This window comes from Vreelandella salicampi (genome assembly GCF_013415105.1).
GTDB classification, from domain to species: Bacteria; Pseudomonadota; Gammaproteobacteria; order Pseudomonadales; family Halomonadaceae; genus Vreelandella; species Vreelandella salicampi.
This window is the reverse complement of record NZ_JACCDF010000005.1, coordinates 176,349-195,136: the sequence shown is the minus strand read 5'-3', so window position 1 is coordinate 195,136 and position 18,788 is coordinate 176,349. Positions and strand designations below refer to the sequence as shown.

General features: G+C 51.6%; 7 protein-coding genes. All 7 read left to right on the top strand.

Features of this window, described 5'->3' with window-relative positions:
• Positions 1-317: 317 nt before the first annotated feature.
• The 7 genes from HZS81_RS08035 (at position 318) to HZS81_RS08005 (ending at position 18,723) form a co-directional block, all read left to right on the top strand.
• Positions 318-836, top strand: a complete 519-nt coding sequence (locus HZS81_RS08035; protein ID WP_179930037.1) for a hypothetical protein — start codon at positions 318-320, stop codon at positions 834-836.
• A 29-nt stretch (positions 837-865) separates the two neighbouring features.
• Complete coding sequence (locus HZS81_RS08030; RefSeq protein ID WP_179930036.1) at positions 866-1,993, top strand: hypothetical protein; 1,128 nt, start codon at positions 866-868, stop codon at positions 1,991-1,993.
• Between the two features lie 431 nt (positions 1,994-2,424).
• A complete protein-coding gene (locus HZS81_RS08025; RefSeq protein ID WP_179930035.1) occupies positions 2,425-3,654 on the top strand; it encodes a DUF6361 family protein in 1,230 nt (409 codons plus the stop codon).
• Positions 3,648-5,453 carry a phospholipase D-like domain-containing protein gene (locus HZS81_RS08020; protein WP_179930034.1) on the top strand — a complete coding sequence of 602 codons (1,806 nt, stop codon included), beginning with the start codon at positions 3,648-3,650 and terminating at the stop codon, positions 5,451-5,453. Before HZS81_RS08025 ends, HZS81_RS08020 begins: the two co-directional genes overlap by 7 nt.
• Entirely contained in the window at positions 5,423-8,827 is a 3,405-nt protein-coding gene (locus HZS81_RS18215; RefSeq protein ID WP_179930033.1) for a helicase-related protein, read from the top strand. The genes HZS81_RS08020 and HZS81_RS18215 overlap by 31 nt, the downstream gene beginning before the upstream one ends.
• A gap of 333 nt (positions 8,828-9,160) precedes the next feature.
• A complete protein-coding gene (locus tag HZS81_RS08010; protein ID WP_179930032.1) occupies positions 9,161-12,499 on the top strand; it encodes an STY4851/ECs_5259 family protein in 3,339 nt (1,112 codons plus the stop codon).
• Positions 12,496-18,723: a DEAD/DEAH box helicase gene (locus HZS81_RS08005; protein WP_179930031.1), complete on the top strand. Its 6,228-nt coding sequence runs from the start codon at positions 12,496-12,498 to the stop codon at positions 18,721-18,723. Before HZS81_RS08010 ends, HZS81_RS08005 begins: the two co-directional genes overlap by 4 nt.
• Positions 18,724-18,788: the final 65 nt, after the last annotated feature.

Genomic DNA, 18,788 nt, shown 5'->3' with positions numbered 1-18,788 from the left:
CTATGTCTAAGAAAAAAGACGCGCTATGGCGTGTTGTATTGCTTTTGGCGGTGCCTATTTGGTGGCAACTGCCCGGTTCTGTTGCCGCTTCATTGTTTCCCATTGTTTGGATAGCCGTCACTCAACTCATCTTTATAGGCGCATTTGAAGCGGCACGACTGAGGCGTAGGGCCTGGTTGGGGCAGTATCTTAAGAAGACGTCTCCTTGGAATCGTTGGCTTCGGGGTGGGGGCGTTATGGTGGTTTGGCATCAGCTGGTTAGCGCTGTTTTAGCTGTCGTGCTGCTGGTTTCCCTCCGTCTCGTTGGGTGGCCCGACATGGCCACTTTGGTGGTTGGCGCTGCCGCGTGTTGGATATTGGGCCGTTGGGCTCAAGCGCGTCTGGCAAAACATGTGATTCCCGACTACCTATCCGCTGTGACACGACGGTTGCTGGTTGCTCCTGCCTCCGCACTTCTCGCCGTTGGACTCATCGTAGTATCGCTGGTACGCCCGCAGCCCTATCTCGTAGGCATGGAACTTGGACGCGTGATGCAGAATCATATCGCGTCCAGTGGTCAGTCACTGTTGAGCATGTTTGAGCGTAGTGCTAGCGCAATGGAACTCGCTTCTTTTTGGGCAGTGCAGAATGCACTGGATGGTTTGGGCGTAGCAGGTTGGGGAGCGCTGTTGGGTTGGATCGGTGTGTTCGCGCTACAGAGTGCGCTAGCCCTGGCATTTGTGCGTTTTGTTGTCGGTGCTGCGGCTGCGCATGACGTACTCCGCCGGTTATGGGGATGCACTGTTGGTGATGACGAATCACTTTCCTGCGGTGCAGGAGAGGAGAGAGTGAAGTGAAGGGATCGTCGTCGAACGATGTCAGCAGCATGACGCGATTGGTATTCTGGAAGCACCTTCCCGCAGGCGTCTCGTTAGCACATCTCGTGATCTCCGTCGTCACCATGCTGGTGATTCTCTTTCTGGCTGGCATGAGTTATCGCTGGTTGGCAACAAGCCACTCACCCCTTATCCAATACATTATCAATGGTGAAAGCCTTGTGCTGAGCGCTGACGATGGTGCTGCCTTAAGCCGAGACTTCAGTGAACGCTTAGACGTCTTAGAGCAAGACGCAGCGCAACGCCTAGAGCCTTGGAGGGAAGAGGCGCTGGTAAAGGCACGAGAGCAGTACCAAGAGGCAGGTGATCACTATTTGGATTGGTACTTCTCTGCAGCAGGAAGCTACACCCGTCTCGGCGTTAGCTTGGCGGGAGATCTGGCGCCTTGGATGGAGGATCAGATACAAGACCGTTTGGTGGCACCCAGTGGGGCTGAGCAGGCACTGTCGAACTTGCATGCGGAATACAGAGAACGCCTCCTTGATGTGCAGCAGGGGCTGCTTTCTGAAGCACTGGGGGACCTCTATCTCAACTACTCGCCGGATTCTATTCCCGCCGCTGAGATAGAGGGCGAGGCGATTGTTACCCTGAACTTAGATCGAGTGATAGCCGCCACGAATGATATAACGGGCAGTGAGGCGCTGTTTTGGTCGACGCCACCTCTCGGTATCGGGCTCATGGGAGGCGCTGGAATTACCGCCGCCTTGATGGCAAGGCCGGCTATGGTGGCAGCGCGTGCAATGGTGAGACGCTTCGCAGTACGTCTTGGCTTGGCGGCGACGCGCTCAGTGACCGCTGGTGGCACCGCGGCAGCAGGTGCGGCGGCAACCGGCCCTGGCGCTGTGGTGGCGGGCACCGTCACGGCGGGAGCGATTATTGCCATGGCCGCCGGCACTGAGTACATCGCCTTGGTAAAGCAAGAAGAAACACTCCGTCCGGCAATGGAAGAGACACTGGTAGAGGTATGGGCGGATCTTGAGGCAGAGCTTCACAGCGCTTTAGAAGCTGACCGTCAGGCGTGGATCGATGCGATGCGTGACCAATTGCGGCGCTCCTCCAGCCAAGAGATTAGGGAGGCGGAGCTGCCAGAGGTATATCGGGTTTTGCAGCTTCTTTAGCTCGAGTGGTGGCCTGGGCATGAAACAAGGTTTCTGCATAAGACAACGAATGTACTAAACAGGCTGCCAAGCAAGGTTGGCCAACGGCTGCAAGGGGTTCACTTATACGCGTCAGTCTTAATCTCTTCGAAGTCAGGGAAGGATCCGGACGAAGGTTGTCATTCAAACGGGTGTAATGCGGTGGCTTTGAACTGTTGCAACGGTTCGATAACCAAAGCTGTGAGCATTTGACCATGGCTGCGCGATCCGAGCTTGCGTCGGCAACGTGGCCGGCCACTAAGCTGTGCAAGTAGTTGATCTACATTTCCATTGCAGGTCGAGGGCCTTTCCGCGTACTGAGACGCGAGATCGGGCTCTACTGCATGAACGATCACTGCAATATTTACGGTTGTTGTAATAACGTAACGGATTGATTGTCCTTTGGAGTTGCTATGAGCAGTATTGGCTGGGTGGACTTTTCATCCACTGATAGAGAAAAAGTGTCGCAGATTCTGGCGATGTTGCAGGAGCCAGGAACCCTGGATGAGTTAGGAATAGGGCAGATTCGTGATGCTTTTGCCGATCAACTGTTTCCAGGGTTCTCCACCATTCAGACTCGTGCCAAATACTTCATCACGGTGCCGCGAATTATCCGTGATTACCTCGCTCTGGATGTGCGAATACAGCGCAGGACTTCACTCAGGGATTACATGGAATCGCAGGAGAACGAACTTGCCAGGATTTTGGTAGACAGTTCTGATCCGTCAGAGAGCGGCATCATAGGCTCAGAGATGGTCGGGAGCGAACAAGGAGTAGCCCGAAAGCCGTCGTCGGTCTATTGGAACGGCCTTAGACAGTTCGGGATTGTGAATACCTCAAAATCCCTTGCAGAGTTTTCCAGAGAGATTGGTCAAACTCAGTTAGCTCCTCGTGCCGCTGGGCATGAGGAAGATGATTCAGATGCGATGAAGCACCGTTCAGTTGTGCATCTTGATGTTTTTGAGTCGGACTGGATGAGCGATGCCTCAATCCACTTATCCGAGTCGGAAGCCCAGTTTCTTATCGATAAGCTTACCCATACCCCATCCATTAGGAACAGTGTCGTATCTCAGATTCTGATTCATGGTTTGGCCTGGGAGCTGGTTGGAGATAGTGCAGGGATCCTGACATTTCCTGAGCTTGTTGCCTGGGTGAAAGGTAGTGCCGACGTTTCTCAATCTTGCAGACACACCCTTGAACTGGCGGACGAGTTCAGCGAAGCGATAAAGGGAGCGCATATCCGGTTCAATATTTTGATTGCACGTAACTCTGGGAATGCGGTGCTGGAAGCTGAGCGAGAAGAGCTCTTTTCGCATTGGCTTGAACAATCCAGGAAGCGAAATCTGTTCTCAGCTTCAAGTGTGGATGACTGGTTGCAGGCTGCAACGTCTGGTGGAGCCCGGGTCAATGTGAATGCTCGTGAGTTTCTGCGCCAATGGCATGAAGCTATTTACCAGAAAAAACCTGTAAGGAGTCTGGATCGGTTGGTTGAAAGTCGCGTCCAGAAAAACAAAGGTCGTCGATCAGTTCTTCTGAAGAATCTGGGGGAAGCGCCGAATTGGCAGGGGATGGACTCATTGAGCTATCGCTGGCCAACTGCCAGGATCATCCTGAAGGATGTCGTGCGGGGTGCTGAATGCTGAATCCAAAGGCCGAGCGAGTGGATTATGGTTGGGAGTTAAGGCCACCTGAGGGGTACGAGCTGGATTCTGCTATCGCCGCGACCTACACGCTCGAACTGGATGCACTTTTGTCTGTTCCTGTCGCTTTATGTTTCCACGATACCCTTGAAGGAGAAATTCAGGGCGAGCGCCTGGCTCTTTTGGAAGCTGTTGGTCAGTTGAATGGCCGGCTGAAGGTGTTTTACCAAGCAGGAAAGATAAAGCTACCTGGTTCCTATAACCGCCTGTTTGCGTTGCTGGAGCCTTGGTTGCAACCGGTAATGCCCGGCAATGTCGCTTATTCGTCTTTTCATCCAAAGTTTTGGCTGCTTCGGTATACCGCCCCCAAACGTCCTGTTCGCTATCGCTTGATAGTGCTTTCACGCAACCTCACATTCGATCGAAGCTGGGATTTGGCCTTATCGATGGACGGAGAAGTCTCGCGTGAATCGCTTTACAGCACCCACCAAGGGTGGGATGACCTGGTGAGAGGTCTTCTACTGCTGGATCCTTCCTTTGAGCCCGGAAAGGTTATCAGGAAGGAGCTTAACCGGATCAAATGGCGCCCACCTGACAATTTTAGAGACCCTAGAATTCTTGCGGGCGGACCTGGGTATGGTCAGCCATTGGACATTCTTAACCCGAATGACTCGATATTGGTTGTTTCCCCATTTCTTAAGGACTCTGTAGGTGGTGTAGGTGCCTTGGATGAGTTGGCTCAACGGGCCCCGGAAGGTAACCGCTGGTTGCTCAGCCGTGGCGAGGAGCTCGATGAAATCGGACCTGAGAAGCTTGTGGAATGGTCGTGTTTCTCCATCAACAGTGATGTCGTTGATGGCGAGGAGCGTCTGGAGATGGGTATTGCCAAGCAGAATCTTCACGGGAAGCTGATTGTTGTGGAGCGCGGGAAGCGAAGGCAAACCTGCCACTGGCATCTTGGATCTGCCAATGCGACGGCTGCCGCCTTGGGTCACGCAGGGACTGATCCACGAAATACCGAATTAATGGTCAGGCTTACAGGGCAAAGCGCTTTGATGGGGCCAGCCGCATTGTTGGAGCAATGGATTGATAAACATAACCCTGGCAACGGGTTGTTTGTGGAGCATCAGTTTGACGAGCGACAGGAGAGTGAGGGCGAAAGTGATAGAGATTTGTTTCGCGTTCTCTCGTTTGGTCTGATCAAGGCAGATTGGATCCTGACTGCCAGGGAAGCAGAAAGTGATTCCACGCTTTTTGAGTTAGAGCTGTCGATAGATGAGATGCCGAGCCTGCAGGCGGGGCTATCGGTGGAAGTAGGCCTTCTGCCCGTGAGGGAATCCTATCGGCCTCTCGACGACCACATCTCCTGGAACAATTTGAACATCAACCAGCTCAGTGCATTCTTGGCCGTGAGAATCACCTCGCATGCAAGTTCCGAAACCGAGCACTTGGTTATTCAGACCGATTTGAATTTACCGACGGGAACGGACCGCGAGCGGCGCATTATCGAACAGCTGGTGGATACTGAAGATAAGTTTCTCAATTACATCCGTCTGCTCCTTCAGCGACATCCAGACAAAAACGAGTGGTTTGGATTTGATGGCAGCGGTGGTCAGACTGGAACTTTGGGCACCTTGTTCGGGGATTCCCCAGTGTTCGAGCAATTGATGTTTGCCGCTGCACGGGACACTGAGATTCTTGAGAGAATTCAAAAGATGATCGACCGGCTTAAAGGAACATCTGTGCCTATTCCGGAACGGTTTGAGCAATTGTGGCGCCATTTCGTCCCCAAAAAGCGCTAAGGCTGGCAATTTTAATGCATGAAGTTCTTGAACAAATCGAAAAAACACTGGCCGGACTGAAGGATTTTCAGCAAGCCTCGGTGGAACGGGTGGTTGAAAACTTCTTTTCGCTGGATCACAGCGAGCGGGTGCTTGTCGCTGACGAAGTCGGTTTAGGCAAAACCATTGTCGCGAAAGGTGTCATCGCACAGTTGCTTCGGCGGCAGATTGATTACAGCCTCGAATTCTGCGATGCCGAGCGCACCTCGCAACCTTTTCGTGTGACCTACATTTGCTCCAATTTGGCCCTGGCAAACGAGAACCGTAAAAAACTGGCGGTATTCAGTGACGACGTTGCTAAGAAATATGTTAGAGAGCCCACATTCGGTCGTTTGGTGGAGTTGGCAGCCAAAGAAAGACATGTTGCTAATGGCCAGCTGCTAGAAGTCTGTTCACTGACACCCTCCACGTCGTTCTCGCTCACAAACAGTGATGGCAACGTGTGGGAACGGTATATCCTCTTTCAGTGTTTAATGAGACACAGCACATTGCAGCCTTGGCGACCGGTACTTGATCGGCTAATGCGTAGTGAAGTCAAACCAGGTACTTGGCATGGTCAGAAACATAAGTTTGCAGACGCGTTTGAGTTGGACAAAGATCTTGTTGAGGAATTTTTAAGGGATATTGAATCTGATACATCGATTCCAGAGGAGCTCGCGGACTGGCTTGAGGTTACCAGTTGCTCTTATATTGATGCGCTGGAGGCAATTGGTCGTCGGTTATTTGGATTTTTGGCGGACGAATCAGAGGAAACTTGGAATGAATTTTTGAGTGGTGTTGCCGGAGCAGCCTCAGAAATCAGTTCAGCTTCCTTTTACCGCTTGCGCTCGGCTCTGCGGACTAAGCTAGCGCAAACTTGTGCCCGGCACATTCGCGCAGATCTATTCATATTGGATGAATTTCAGCGTTTTGATTCTCTTCTGGATATGTCAGCGGAGTCGGAAAACGCCTTGATAGCACAAGAGGTGTTTAAGCGTGACAATCCTGGGAAAATCCTACTGTTATCTGCGACGCCTTTTAAGGCGCTGAGCCGCATAGAAGATGATGAAGTTGAAGCCTCTCACCAAGATGAATTACGCCACCTCCTGACATTCCTGATGAATTCAGATCAACAACGGCTTTCTGAATACGAGGCGGCCAGGAAAGCCCTATTAGCGACCATCCTGCGACTTCGGGATGAGTCATTTTCAGTCGAGGATCTCTCGAAGGAAGAAAAACTGAGAGTTGAGAGAGCACTTACGGACTTTATTGCCCGTACTGAGCGTGGACAGATCGGAACGAATGTTGATTCAGTATTCAAATCGGAGCGCCTTGATTGTGCGGAGTACTTCAGCCAAAGCGATATAAAATCATTCGCTGCGATGACTTTGTTGGCAGACACGGTCGATCAGGTTTCTCAGGCAAGACATACTCATCAACTTATGGAGTTCTATAAATCGGCTCCCTGGACGCTGTCTTTTCTCGGTGGTTATTCATTCAGGGACAGACTGGAGCGAAATCTAAAAAATTACAAGGTCCGCTCTGCTCTTGGGAAATCGACTCTGGGTTGGCTGCCTCGAGAGCGCATTGCTAACTTTGGGTTGAACATCTCGAAAGATGCTCCCAATGCGAAAATGCGTGGTTTGGTAAACCATATTTTGAATGACAGAGTTGAAGAGCTGCTATGGATCCCCCCAAGTGCACCTCATTATCCCCTACAAGGTCCCTTTGCAGTCAACTCCAATTTCACCAAAACTCTGCTGTTCTCGGCCTGGGCAATGGTTCCAAGGGCTCTGAGCGGCTTGTTGTCTTATGAGGTGGAGAGGCGTCTTCAGAAAAGAAACGGGAGTCGCCCCAAGTATTTTGTCGAGGATAAGAAGCGGAGTATTCCGCTCATTCGCCTTGAGGGTAAAAACGCACTAACAGGGTGGTCACTGATCTACCCCTCGCGAGTACTGGCTTCAGTGTCGTTAGTTCGTGTTGATGCGACATTGGAAGAGCTTGTGGCCCACCGGAGTACGCAGTTTGAAGATATGCTGAAAACCCTCCGTCAATATGAATCTAAAGGGCCTGAGGACCATAATTGGTATGCTTATGCAAGTATGTTGCTGGACTATATTGGTGGTTACAGCGAAGCGCTAGAGGACTGGCAGGATTGGCTGCAGACAGAGTATGCAAATTCGGCTGATGTAGGGCGACGGAAACATCTAGATGAGATTATGAACAGTCTGGAGCAGCTCCTGGACGGCCAGAAAACGCTGGGCAAAATGCCAAACGACTTGGCCGATTATCTTGCTTGGCTTTCACTGGCTGGGCCTGGGGTATGCGCGCTTCGAATGTTCTCAGGACTCTGGGATATTCGGTCGTCGGACCAATTAAAGGCGGCAGTTACCGTTGCTTTTGGGGTGCTTACTCTATTCAACAAGCCAGAGTCTATTGCCGTCATTGAAAAGCAATCAGGCACTGGACTAAAGAACTCCTCCCAGTTGAGCAGTGCCTGGAAGTCTCGCAAAATCCTGACCTACTGTGCTGCTGGCGGTTTTCAAGCCATGATCGAAGAATATGGGCACCTTTTGAAGGACAGCGGTTTGTCTGCTGAGGAGACAGCAGAGAGATTTGCTGGCGTTATGGGCTTTCAGACTTCGTCCGTCACCTTTCAATATTTGGGACATGCTGATGGTCAACGTCGCTTAACCCCGCTGAATGCTTCTTTGCGTTGTCATTTCGCTGTGCCACTAGGCATACAGAACGCGACGGATGACAAGCAACAAATTCGCGTTGAGCATATCCGGGATGGTTTTAATTCACCCTTTAAACCATTCATGCTGAATTCCACATCCATCGGTCAGGAAGGGCTGGATTTTCACTGGTATTGCAACCGAGTGGTGCATTGGAACTTGCCGACTAATCCGATCGATATTGAGCAAAGGGAAGGGCGGGTCAACCGCTATAAATCATTAGTGGTTCGTCGCAGGGCGACTGAGTATGTGGTTTCTCATGGGTTAGCCCTGAACCAGATCGATGACAGCAGAGACTACTGGGAGGCCTTGTTTTCAAAAATTGGCCGGCTTTCTGAAAAGGGTACCAGCGATCTGACGCCTTATTGGCATATTCCCTCAGGAACTACGCAAATTGAACGATTGGTTCCAATGATGCCCATGAGCCGTGAAGAATCGCGGTTGGATGAAGCCCTCAAAATTCTCTCGTTATATCGCCTGGCATTTGGTCAGCCGAGACAGGAAGAGCTCTTGGGTAATCTCGTTAGGAGGGAGTTTTCTGTGGATGAGTGGGAGAAGGTCCGGAGTGATCTGGTCATCAATTTGGCCCCTTTGAAACAAAGAATTTTTAGAAATTAACCTACATAGTGATGGTCTTCACTTCAGCAGAGGTTCTCACGTCAACAAGCTGAGAGCCTTCGATGCTCCGATAAATTGATGCTTTCGGACGCTTCTTATCTAGGCAGCGCGCTCTAGGCATAAGAAAAGGTGGAGGATGCTGCCAAAGGCATCGCCCGTGAAAGTGTATCAGCACTTTCTCCAGGCAAGCTGGCTTACGTTCCTGTCGATACCGCTAAAATCAAAATTGATTAATCACGTTCTGTTGTTTAGCCAGGTATCCAAGAAGGCTGGGCTCGGTTAGGCTGAGGCTAAGTGAAGTTATAGGCAACAGGGATATTACAGGGAGGTAGTATGGCGAATGTTGATTCCCGTTCGAATGAGGTCTTTCAGACTTCGCTACGGCATTGGGTTTATGGCTATCTGAGCAGGAGGGGCTTGACCACTCCGAGTGGTTGGCCTCTTTACAGCTATGCGACGAAACAGAGTGAGCTGAATTTTCTTGCTGCGCTACTTCCCACTAACGCGAAAGAGCGTCATAACCCCGTCTATAAGATCTACTGGGCAGCCGGATATTGTCTTTTCATTGCGGATAAGTATCGCCGAGACTATCAAGCGAGCTGGTCCTGGCAAGCCTTCGATAATGAATTGGGTGTTCACCTGCAGCCCAATGAGCATATCGAGTTGGTTAAGCTTGGGCTGGGTTATTGGAACCGGCCTATTCGCTATCGTACTTACAGTGCCGACTATCTTGGATCTCTCTTTGCCGAAGGAGGCTTGCCGTGGCGACTGCTGCAAAATGAGCAGCATGGGTTTGGCCGTGCGATCAAGGCAGGACTCCATCGTTACCATGAATACAAGCGAGATGACCGAGACCTTGTTCCGGTCATCCGTGAATATAGCCAGTATTTCCCCCAATCCTTCCAGAACGACGAAAAATATCAATTGCTTGCCAGCATTGCCGAAACCTTGATGCGGCTTGCAGAACAGCATGGACTTGACCAACAGGATGATCCTGCCGCCTTTTTGAATCGCCACGCGCCTCAGTGGCGAAAGGAATTTCCGCTACCGTTGGAAGAAGAAAACGGTGTGGCCTTGGTTAACGAGTGGCTCGTAGATGCAGGAACGCGAATCGAAGAGCGCAAGCGAGCCCGTGAAATGGCGCGTGCGTTTACCTGTGAGCATAAGCTTGATGGGGCTATGGTATCGGCTTGTCTCGAAGCGAAGGTGTGGTTGAGTCCTTCATGGCAGATAAACCTGGAAGGGCGTCATATCAGCAACAGCCGGGTAGAGTTGGCCCTTTATGAAGGTGAGCGCTTGGCGCTGAAGCTCGGTGTTGCCTATGGGCGATTGGAAGCCGATAGGCTGATGATCAAAATGCCAGCTGAGGTGGCAACACTTCGTCGTCAGTCTCCAGAAAAGCCCCTTTTTCTAGTGGCTTCAAGTGCCGGGGAGCGGTTGAATACCCAAACTATCCAATCCAGTGAAGTCGACTGGCAGCAATTGCCAACGGTCTTTGTGGAGGAAGAAGAGGGAACGCGTCTGGCGGGTATCGCATCGGTGCAGTGCAAAGCACCTGAGGTACTGTTGCGTGTGCCAGAAACGGTGCAGGTGCCATACGCTGAATGGCTGCTTACAGATGCTAAGGGTGGGCACTGGTATCGCATTGGTGAACGCTGCGTGGTGACGGATGCTGATGCTCGCTATGTTATCGAGCCTGGGAAAGTACCTGATATTGAGCGTGTGGAATGGCAAGGTGCCATGTCTTCCTACAGCACGTTGCCTCTTGCCACTTGGCGAGGCTGGCCACGCTGTCTGCTGATAGATGCACAAGATTCGGGCCATCAACCTAAGGCTTTCAAAGTGAATGGCGAGCTGGTGAATGGGTTGGAGTCATTGTCCAGTGTGGGAAGCTTTAAGGTAGATATTCTTGGCAAGGATCATTGTGTTGTTGCTAGGCGTAAGCTGGGCGTATTGCCGAGGGATTTCTCGCTAGCCGCCATGCCAGCGTCATCCCGAGTGCCGGCACGTATCGTAATCCGTTCGGTGAAAACACTGAATGTTTGCGTGCGTAATAGTGGTTTACGTGCAGAAGTACGTAGAGATGGTGTTGAAATAACGGTGCAGCTACTCCCAGGCAGACAAACGCCTGAGCGTGTGGAGCTGGAAATCAAGGATACTGGCACTTCAGCTGAAGGTGTGGTGCTGCGAGTTCCTTATCCGGAAGAAGGCGCCCAACTCGTGGCAGCAGACGGTCGGGCGTTTGAAGGCGTTGGGTTGAAGTTAGAGTGCACGCTGGGTATGACGCTCATCTTGACGCCACCACCGGAAGTCGCTCGTACCTTTTTTGTCTCCTTGGAGCTGATGGAGCAAGCCACCCCTCTGGTCAAGCAATATCGTTACCGTGCACAGAACAATACCGTACAGGTCAGCCTGTATTCACTTTACGATGACATCTTATCCCTGTTGAGTTGCTGTGCCGAACAGGACGCCACTGTTCGCTGTCGTGTTGAAACCGCACAATTGCACAAGCAGTTCTATATCTACCGTTATGAAGCCTCTATCAGGTTTACCAACGAATATTGTGAGTTCTTTGAACTGGTAGACCACGGCGCTAAACCTTTGATGCATCAGTCGGAAGGCACCACTGTGATGGCGATGCAGCTTACCAGCCCCGAAAGTGAGGCTGTGGTCATCGTACCGAGTGCACCTAATGGTGTGGTTACTGGGTTTTATGAGGTGCCTAAAGCACTTCATAAAGACGGTCCATGGCTTTTGTACCCTGAAGAGGGTGCGCCGATTGCGTTTCGGCCTGCCATCCATGTGTCAGACAAAAGTGTGAGTCATGTCGATGAAAACACTCCCATTAATACCCTGAATGCGGCGGCTCGTTACTATCATCCTGAGCATTGCCCCAATGCTTTCGATGCTGCTTTCGATGAGATGGCAGGACATTTTTCGCACACGAGTTGGCAATATCTAGTCGAGCTGAAACAGAAGTATCAGCACATTCCCCTGTCGGCATTGGAAGGCTGGAAACACTTGGCACGTCATCCACAGGCGATGGCACTAGCTGTGTTCCGGCTTGAAATGCCCCCAGCATTTGCTGAGCGGCTGACCCATGAGCTGGCGGTGATATGGGAGGTCATCACGGTTTCACAGTGGCAAGCCGCTGTGCAGGAATATGTGGAAGCGATGTCTCAGCAGTTTGGCCTCCCAGAGCAAATGATGCGTGAAAAAGCACGTGAACGAATGGCGCTGTTATCCATGCAGGTTCCCGCCTTCAAAGACTTTTCAGAGATATTGTGCGATGGCGATCGGGCATTGCCTGGGGCTCCGCCCTTGCAGGCAATCTTACCTCACTGGCTTAACGACTTGCGGGCCCACAATGAAGACGCTACATGGCCAACCAACCTGAGTGGCCCGCTAACCCGTTGGGTGCAAGACAGGGAAGCCTATGCATGGCTAACAGAACTGACAATGCCTGAGCATATGAATGCTGTGTGTTTCATGCCGATCTTTGCGGCTTGCCTAACAGCAGGTGTGGCTCACTTGGAAGAACTGTCGGTAGGTGAGGCGGCATTACGCTTTGGTTTTCGTGTGTTATCTGACTTCGATAGGAACGGGTGGTATGAGCCGGTGTACTCAGCCTCGTTGTCTAGCCTGCTTAACGCTAAAGGGAATTATTCATGAGCGGTAGCTTTGAAGCGTTGATCAATCAGTCACTGAATCGCTCGCGTGAAGCCACGCTGTCAGTTTTAGGGGTCAATGAGGCAGGCCTTAGAAAGCACCTTGCTGAGCAGATGCATGACCGCATGGGTGAAGAAGGCTGTTTTTTGGCTCCACCGGTATTTGAACATACCTTTGGCTGGCAGCCTGGCGATGCCACTTTTGCTGGCTTAGAGGGCAGTTTGCTATCTACGTCGGTAGTGAATGCGTTGACGGCTGAGGGTGAGCACGGGTTTGATGCGGATATTCGCCCTTACCTGCATCAGTTGGAAAGCTGGCACACGCTATTGGCCGATAAACCCATGTCAGCCGTAATTACAACGGGCACCGGCTCGGGTAAAACCGAATGCTTTATGGTGCCCATTCTGCAAGATCTAGTGCGTGAATATGAAGATAGTGGTAAGCCTTTGGTGGGCGTTCGGGCACTGTTTCTGTATCCGCTAAATGCATTGATCAACTCCCAGCGTGAACGACTGAATGCCTGGACATCGCCCTTTCACAATGGCATTCGGTTTTGCCTCTATAACGGTAATACCGAAGAAAAAGAAAGCAAGGTCCGCAAGCAGCAAAATATATGTCCCAATGAGATTCTGTCGCGTGAAACGCTACGAAAACAGCCAGCGCCAATTCTGATGACCAATGCCACCATGCTGGAGTATATGTTGGTTCGGCAGGTGGACGATCCTATTTTACAGATCTCACGCGAGCAGCAGTCATTGCGCTGGATTGTGCTGGATGAGGCTCATACTTATGTTGGCTCGCAGGCGGCCGAGCTGTCGCTACTGTTGCGTCGTGTCGTAGAAGCTTTTGGTAGAGAGGCGCGCGATATCCGCTTTGTCGCGACGTCAGCCACTATTGCCGGTGAAAACGCGGCACAAAAGCTTCAGACCTATCTGGCATCTGTGGCCGGCGTACCGGATGATCAAGTGGTGGTCATCGGTGGTTCACGTCAGGTACCAGAGGCCAAGCAGATGTCACCAATGCGGCGCTCTTTTGATGAAGTACGCGCTATAGAGGCTGGTAAAACAGTTTCTTCGGATCGTTTTTTGTCCTTATGCAATCATCCTCTTGCTTACCGTATAAGGCAGGCGGTGGTAAGTAGTGTAAAGCCGCTGGATTTGAATGAGCTAGTGAGTGTGGCTCTGCCAGAGCTGGAAAGCGAACAAACGTCTGGCCGTCAGCAGGAACTATTGCAGTGGATCGACTTGATGGCAGATACGAAACCATCAAAAAATGAGCCGCCTTTTCTCAAACTTCGCTGCCATTTACATCAGCGTATGTTGCACGGTCTGTGGAGCTGTGTTGATCCCAATTGTGCTGTCAAGTCAGACGATCTCAAGCAGTGGCCATTCGGCAAAGTTTATGTAACCGAACGGGCGCGCTGCGAATGTTCGGCACCTGTCTATGAGTTGGGGTTTTGTAACGACTGTAAAGCACCCCATCTGGTAGCCGAGGACGTCGATGGCATCCTTAAGCAGGCAAGCCCATTCGCCGGCGATGAATTTTCATTGCTGGATGAATATCAGGAGGAGGCGGCACCAGAGCATAGCGATACCCAATACAGTAGCAAACAGGCGGTTGTGCTAGCCGCCGCAAATGCTGATGGTTATCAAGAAGTGCCATTGGATATTGAGACGGCGGAACTGGGTGCAATCAGTGCGTCTTCGGTGATCAATATCAACCGAGCGACTGAAGCCGATTCCGCGTGTACGCAATGTGGTGAAGCGGGCGGTGGGAATGCTGGCTTCTTAAAGAAATGCTATCTGGGCGCGCCTTTCTATGTGAGTAATGCCGTTCCTACTGTACTGGAATTCTGCCCTGACCCTGACGGTGTAGCACCGGAAAGTCTGCCAGGTCGAGGCCGCAAGCTGATTACATTTACCGACAGTCGTCAGGGAACAGCACGAATGGCCGTGCGTATGCAGCAGGAAGCGGAAAGGTCACGGCTGAGGGGTCTGGTTTTTCAGGTGCTACGTAACCGGCAAGCAGCTGAAAATATGCAGGCACCTACATTACCTGATATATCCCTTGAAGAGTTGCGACAGCAAGCAGAACAGCTTGAAAGTATGGGGATGAGTGATCTGGCCCAACAGAGGCGGGAACAAGCGCAGGCTATGGAGCAGCCAGGTGCAGGAGCGCCTCAGGTCAAGCTGGGATGGCATGAACTGGTCAATGAATTGGCTGCTGCCAACGATATCAGGCACTCGATTCTGGACTATAACCGCTACGCTAATCCTGAGTTCTTCGGTGGCAATGACAACAGCTTGACATTAGCCAGCTTGCTATTGCTAAGGGAGTTTCGTCGTCGACCAAAGAACCAGAACAGTACGGAAACCTTGGGCCTGGTTCAGGTGGGCTACCAGGGTTTGGAGAATGTTCAGGCGGTGCCACGCTTCTGGGCAGAAACCCAAGTGTCCAATGCGAATGACCCTCAAGAACGAGAAGCCCTGTCCCTGCAAGACTGGAAGGATTTTCTCAAGGTGGCGCTGGATTTTTATGTCCGAGAAAACACCTTTTTTGTGATCAATGACAACGAACGCCAGTGGCTCGGGGCAAAGTTTGCGCCCAAAGAGCTCGTTGCGCCGAATATTGATTACCAGAACACGTCTCGTGTTAAAGCCTGGCCGCAGTTTAAGTCCAGCGGTCGGCTACCGCGTTTGGTAGCGCTTCTTCTAAAGGGTACGGGGCTGGATCCTGGTTCAGCCATCACCCGGGATAAAATCAACGAGTGGCTTAAAGCTGCATGGTTGGAGCTGGTACGTTTACAGATTCTGCAAAGCCCAAGTGGTGGCGGTTATACCCTTGCACGCAATGCCATTACCTTTGCGTTGCCACAAAAGGCTTGGGTGTGTCCGATCAGTTATCGGCTTCTGGACACGACCTTCAGAGGATTAACGCCCTATATTCCAAGGAAAGCTGAACGGACCCAGCTTGAGTGTCAGCCAGTGACGCTGCCAGACTTCACAGAGTTAGCCCCTAAAGGCGAAGCGGAAGGTGCTGTAGTCGCAATACGAGATAAGGTGTTTAAGAATGAGGCTGTTCAGCAGCTTCGTCAGCAAAGCTTGTGGAGTAACATTTCCGATCGTACCGTTGAAGGTGGCTTCTACTACCGCACTGCCGAGCACTCCGCCCAGCAGTCGGCAGAGCGATTACAAAAATATGAAGGTGATTTCCAAACTGGCAAAATCAATGTGTTGAACTGCTCGACGACCATGGAGATGGGCGTTGATATCGGCGGTATTTCTGCGGTGGTGATGAACAACGTACCTCCACACCCAGCCAACTACTTGCAGCGGGCAGGTCGGGCAGGGCGGCGGAGCGAATCAAGGGCGGTTGCCTATACGCTGTGCAAGGCCGATCCCCATAATACCCGTGTCTTTAACAACCCCAAGTGGGCTTTTAATACCGCCATTCCTGCTCCGATGATCACACTGAATGCCCAGCCTCTGGTGCAACGGCATGTTAATTCTTATCTACTTTCGGTTTTTCTCAAAACGCATTCAACGTCTGATGGTGACCGAACGCGTCTCACGGTTCAGTGGTTTTTCAATGCTGATGAAGGTGTTGTTGAGCGCTTTATTGATTGGCTGGGCAGCGAAGCCACGGCGTTCAAGTCAGGCGTTAAAAGAATTGTGAAGCGGACAGCGCTTGAGCTTATCAGCACTGAAATATTGGCAAACCACGCCGCGACGGCTATTCGTCAAGTCGCCAATAACTGGCAGGAAGAACACCGGCAAATCATCCGCCGCCTGGATCAAGCAAATGAAGTGAGGTATCAGAGAGCACTAGAACGTGAAAAAGCGCGTCACGAAGGCGAATATCTACTGAAGGAGCTGGCAACCAAGGCTTTCTTGCCAGGGTATGGGTTTCCGACGAATGTGGTAGCCCTAAATACCTACAATGTGGAGGATTTCAGGAACAAACAGCCTGACAGGCAGAGAGCAGGACGAGAAGATAATATTTTCTCCTATAAAGAGCAGCCTTCTCGTGGGCTGGATATTGCCGTGAGAGAGTACGCACCCGGTGCTCAGATAGTGATTGATGGCCGTGTCTACCGTTCTGCGGGCATTAAAATGCAGTCCTATCAAGAAGGGCCGGCGGGAAGTAGCCAGAAGTTTGATCTGTCCTGGCAGTGTGTGAACTGCGGCATGCCAGGCTATCAAGCTTATGCCTACTCGCATGGTAGTGACCTGCATTGCCCGGAATGTGATGCAACGATTCCAAACACTCAAGTCAAGAAAGTGCTTCGGCCGCTAGGGTTTGTGACAGACTTCTATGAGCCGACCAGCAATGACGTGTCAACCCAGAAATTCATGCCTGTAGAACGGCCTTTGGTCTATGTAAGAGGGTCTGTTATCTCGCTTCCCGACCCTGCCTGTGGTTATGTACGTTTCGGGGAAGAGGGGCAAATTGTGGTGCGCTCGGGCGGTGAACATGGCAATGGCTTCGCGGTATGCATGCGTTGTGGGCGAGCGGAATCGATGACGCCCGGGAATGGAGTGCCTAAGACGATGCAGCCTGACGAATCACATCGTCCCGTGGGAGGTGCGGTTGGCAGTAAGCCTCGTGAGGAATGTTCGGGTGAGTCAGTCCTTCGCGATATCCATCTGGGCTATCAGGCAAGAACCCATGTGGTTGAGTGGGTGCTGAAAAATCCTCTTACCGGCGCATGGATTCCCGATGATGAAAAAGGGCGTGTGATCGCCACTACCCTTGGTGTCGCGCTACGCGATGCGATTGCAGATCAACTAGGTGTTGCCAGTAGTGAAATGGGCTTTGGTGCGCGTCCTGACCGCAGCCTTGAAACCGGTGAAAAACGTAATATCGTTCAGGTTTACGATAACGTATCCGGTGGCGCTGGCTTTGTGTTGACCGGGTTACAAGATATGACCGTTTTATTGGCTTCAGCGTTTGCAAAACTGCAGTGTCCAGCTGACTGCCAAACAGTATGCTCTTCATGTCTGGCCAGCAAGGATAGCCGTGTGGAGTTTGAACAATTGAACCGACGATTGGCGATTGAATGGTGGCACGAGGGGCAAATGAGTGAGCACCTTGGACTACCAAGCCTCTTCAAGGATATCGCAGGCGCCAAATACTGGCCGTATGATCCCGAGCGTTTTGTGCGCCAATGGATAAACAAGTCGGCTACGAAAATCGCTGTTCGACTGGCGGGTGACCCTGAACATTGGGATCTGGGTGCGCCTGCGTTTCGCCGGAAATTGATCGCCTGGAAGATGGTCGACGGTTGTGATGTCGATATCGTGTTGGAAACACAGCATCTACCGGCTGTTATTAAGGAAGAGCTAGCCCTTTTAGCGCGCTTTGATATTCGAATTGTTCTGCAGATTAACCATGATGAGAGCGTAAACGGCGTTCTGGGGCCTGTACAGATGGCCACTCAAGAGGGTGGTACGGTTACATTGCTGACTGATAGTCATCAATCCATCATTCCTGGTGCGAGTTGGTTAAAAGCGCAAGATGCAAGCATCTGGGTGACGTCAGAGAAACTGCCCGCATGGGAACTTGCCCCGGTCAATACGAATGAATGGCTGGGCAGATATGGGCGTGCCACTGTGCTCGAGGTGACCAAGGAGCTGAACGTCCCAATCGCCGAGCTATCTAGGTGTTTTAAGGCGCTGCTGACCGAAAAAGCCCCGGGATTCATGGCACGGCTTCAAAGCGAGAAAATCATTTCGATCCGTTATGAAGACCGCTACCTTCGATCACCCTGGGCAGTAATGTTATTGGCTGGCTTCATCCGGGCGATTCCAAGGGATGATGTCGAATCGGTCAGCGTTGACATCGTGTCAGCCCCCGACAGTAGATCTGGCGCACGGCTTTGGGATAACTGGGTTAATCAGGAGGACATGAAGCAAGTGCTGACGCACTGGTTATCTGCCATCTTGGATATTGAGCCAGTGATCAACGTCAGCCGTTCTCTGGCGGAGGTGAGTCATCGACGCGTACTGACACTTGAGCTTGAATCGGGTACCCAGCTAAAGCTGGCCTTTGATCAGGGAATGGGCTATTGGCAATGCCATTCTATGGCCTATGGATTGAAACGCTTTGATTTCACACAGTCAGTGGAAGGGCAAGTCAAGCAGATGTTGGAGAGTTGGAATGGCGTCACGTTACTGAATATTGGAGAGTGGCCAACTGATATCTCACTATACGAGTCGGAAGAATAAAGAAATAGGAGGCGTAAGCTAAGTCGCCACATATTGTTGATTGCCTATAGGCTTGCAGGCTTTGT

Bases quoted from the DNA above. Each gene is read 5' to 3' on its own strand.
- HZS81_RS08030 (WP_179930036.1), top strand. From the start codon at position 866: ATGACGCGATTGGTATTCTGGAAGCACCTTCCCGCAGGCGTCTCGTTA.
- HZS81_RS08035 (WP_179930037.1), top strand. From the start codon at position 318: ATGGCCACTTTGGTGGTTGGCGCTGCCGCGTGTTGGATATTGGGCCGT.
- HZS81_RS08020 (WP_179930034.1), top strand. From the start codon at position 3,648: ATGCTGAATCCAAAGGCCGAGCGAGTGGATTATGGTTGGGAGTTAAGG.
- HZS81_RS08025 (WP_179930035.1), top strand. From the start codon at position 2,425: ATGAGCAGTATTGGCTGGGTGGACTTTTCATCCACTGATAGAGAAAAA.
- HZS81_RS08010 (WP_179930032.1), top strand. From the start codon at position 9,161: ATGGCGAATGTTGATTCCCGTTCGAATGAGGTCTTTCAGACTTCGCTA.
- HZS81_RS08005 (WP_179930031.1), top strand. From the start codon at position 12,496: ATGAGCGGTAGCTTTGAAGCGTTGATCAATCAGTCACTGAATCGCTCG.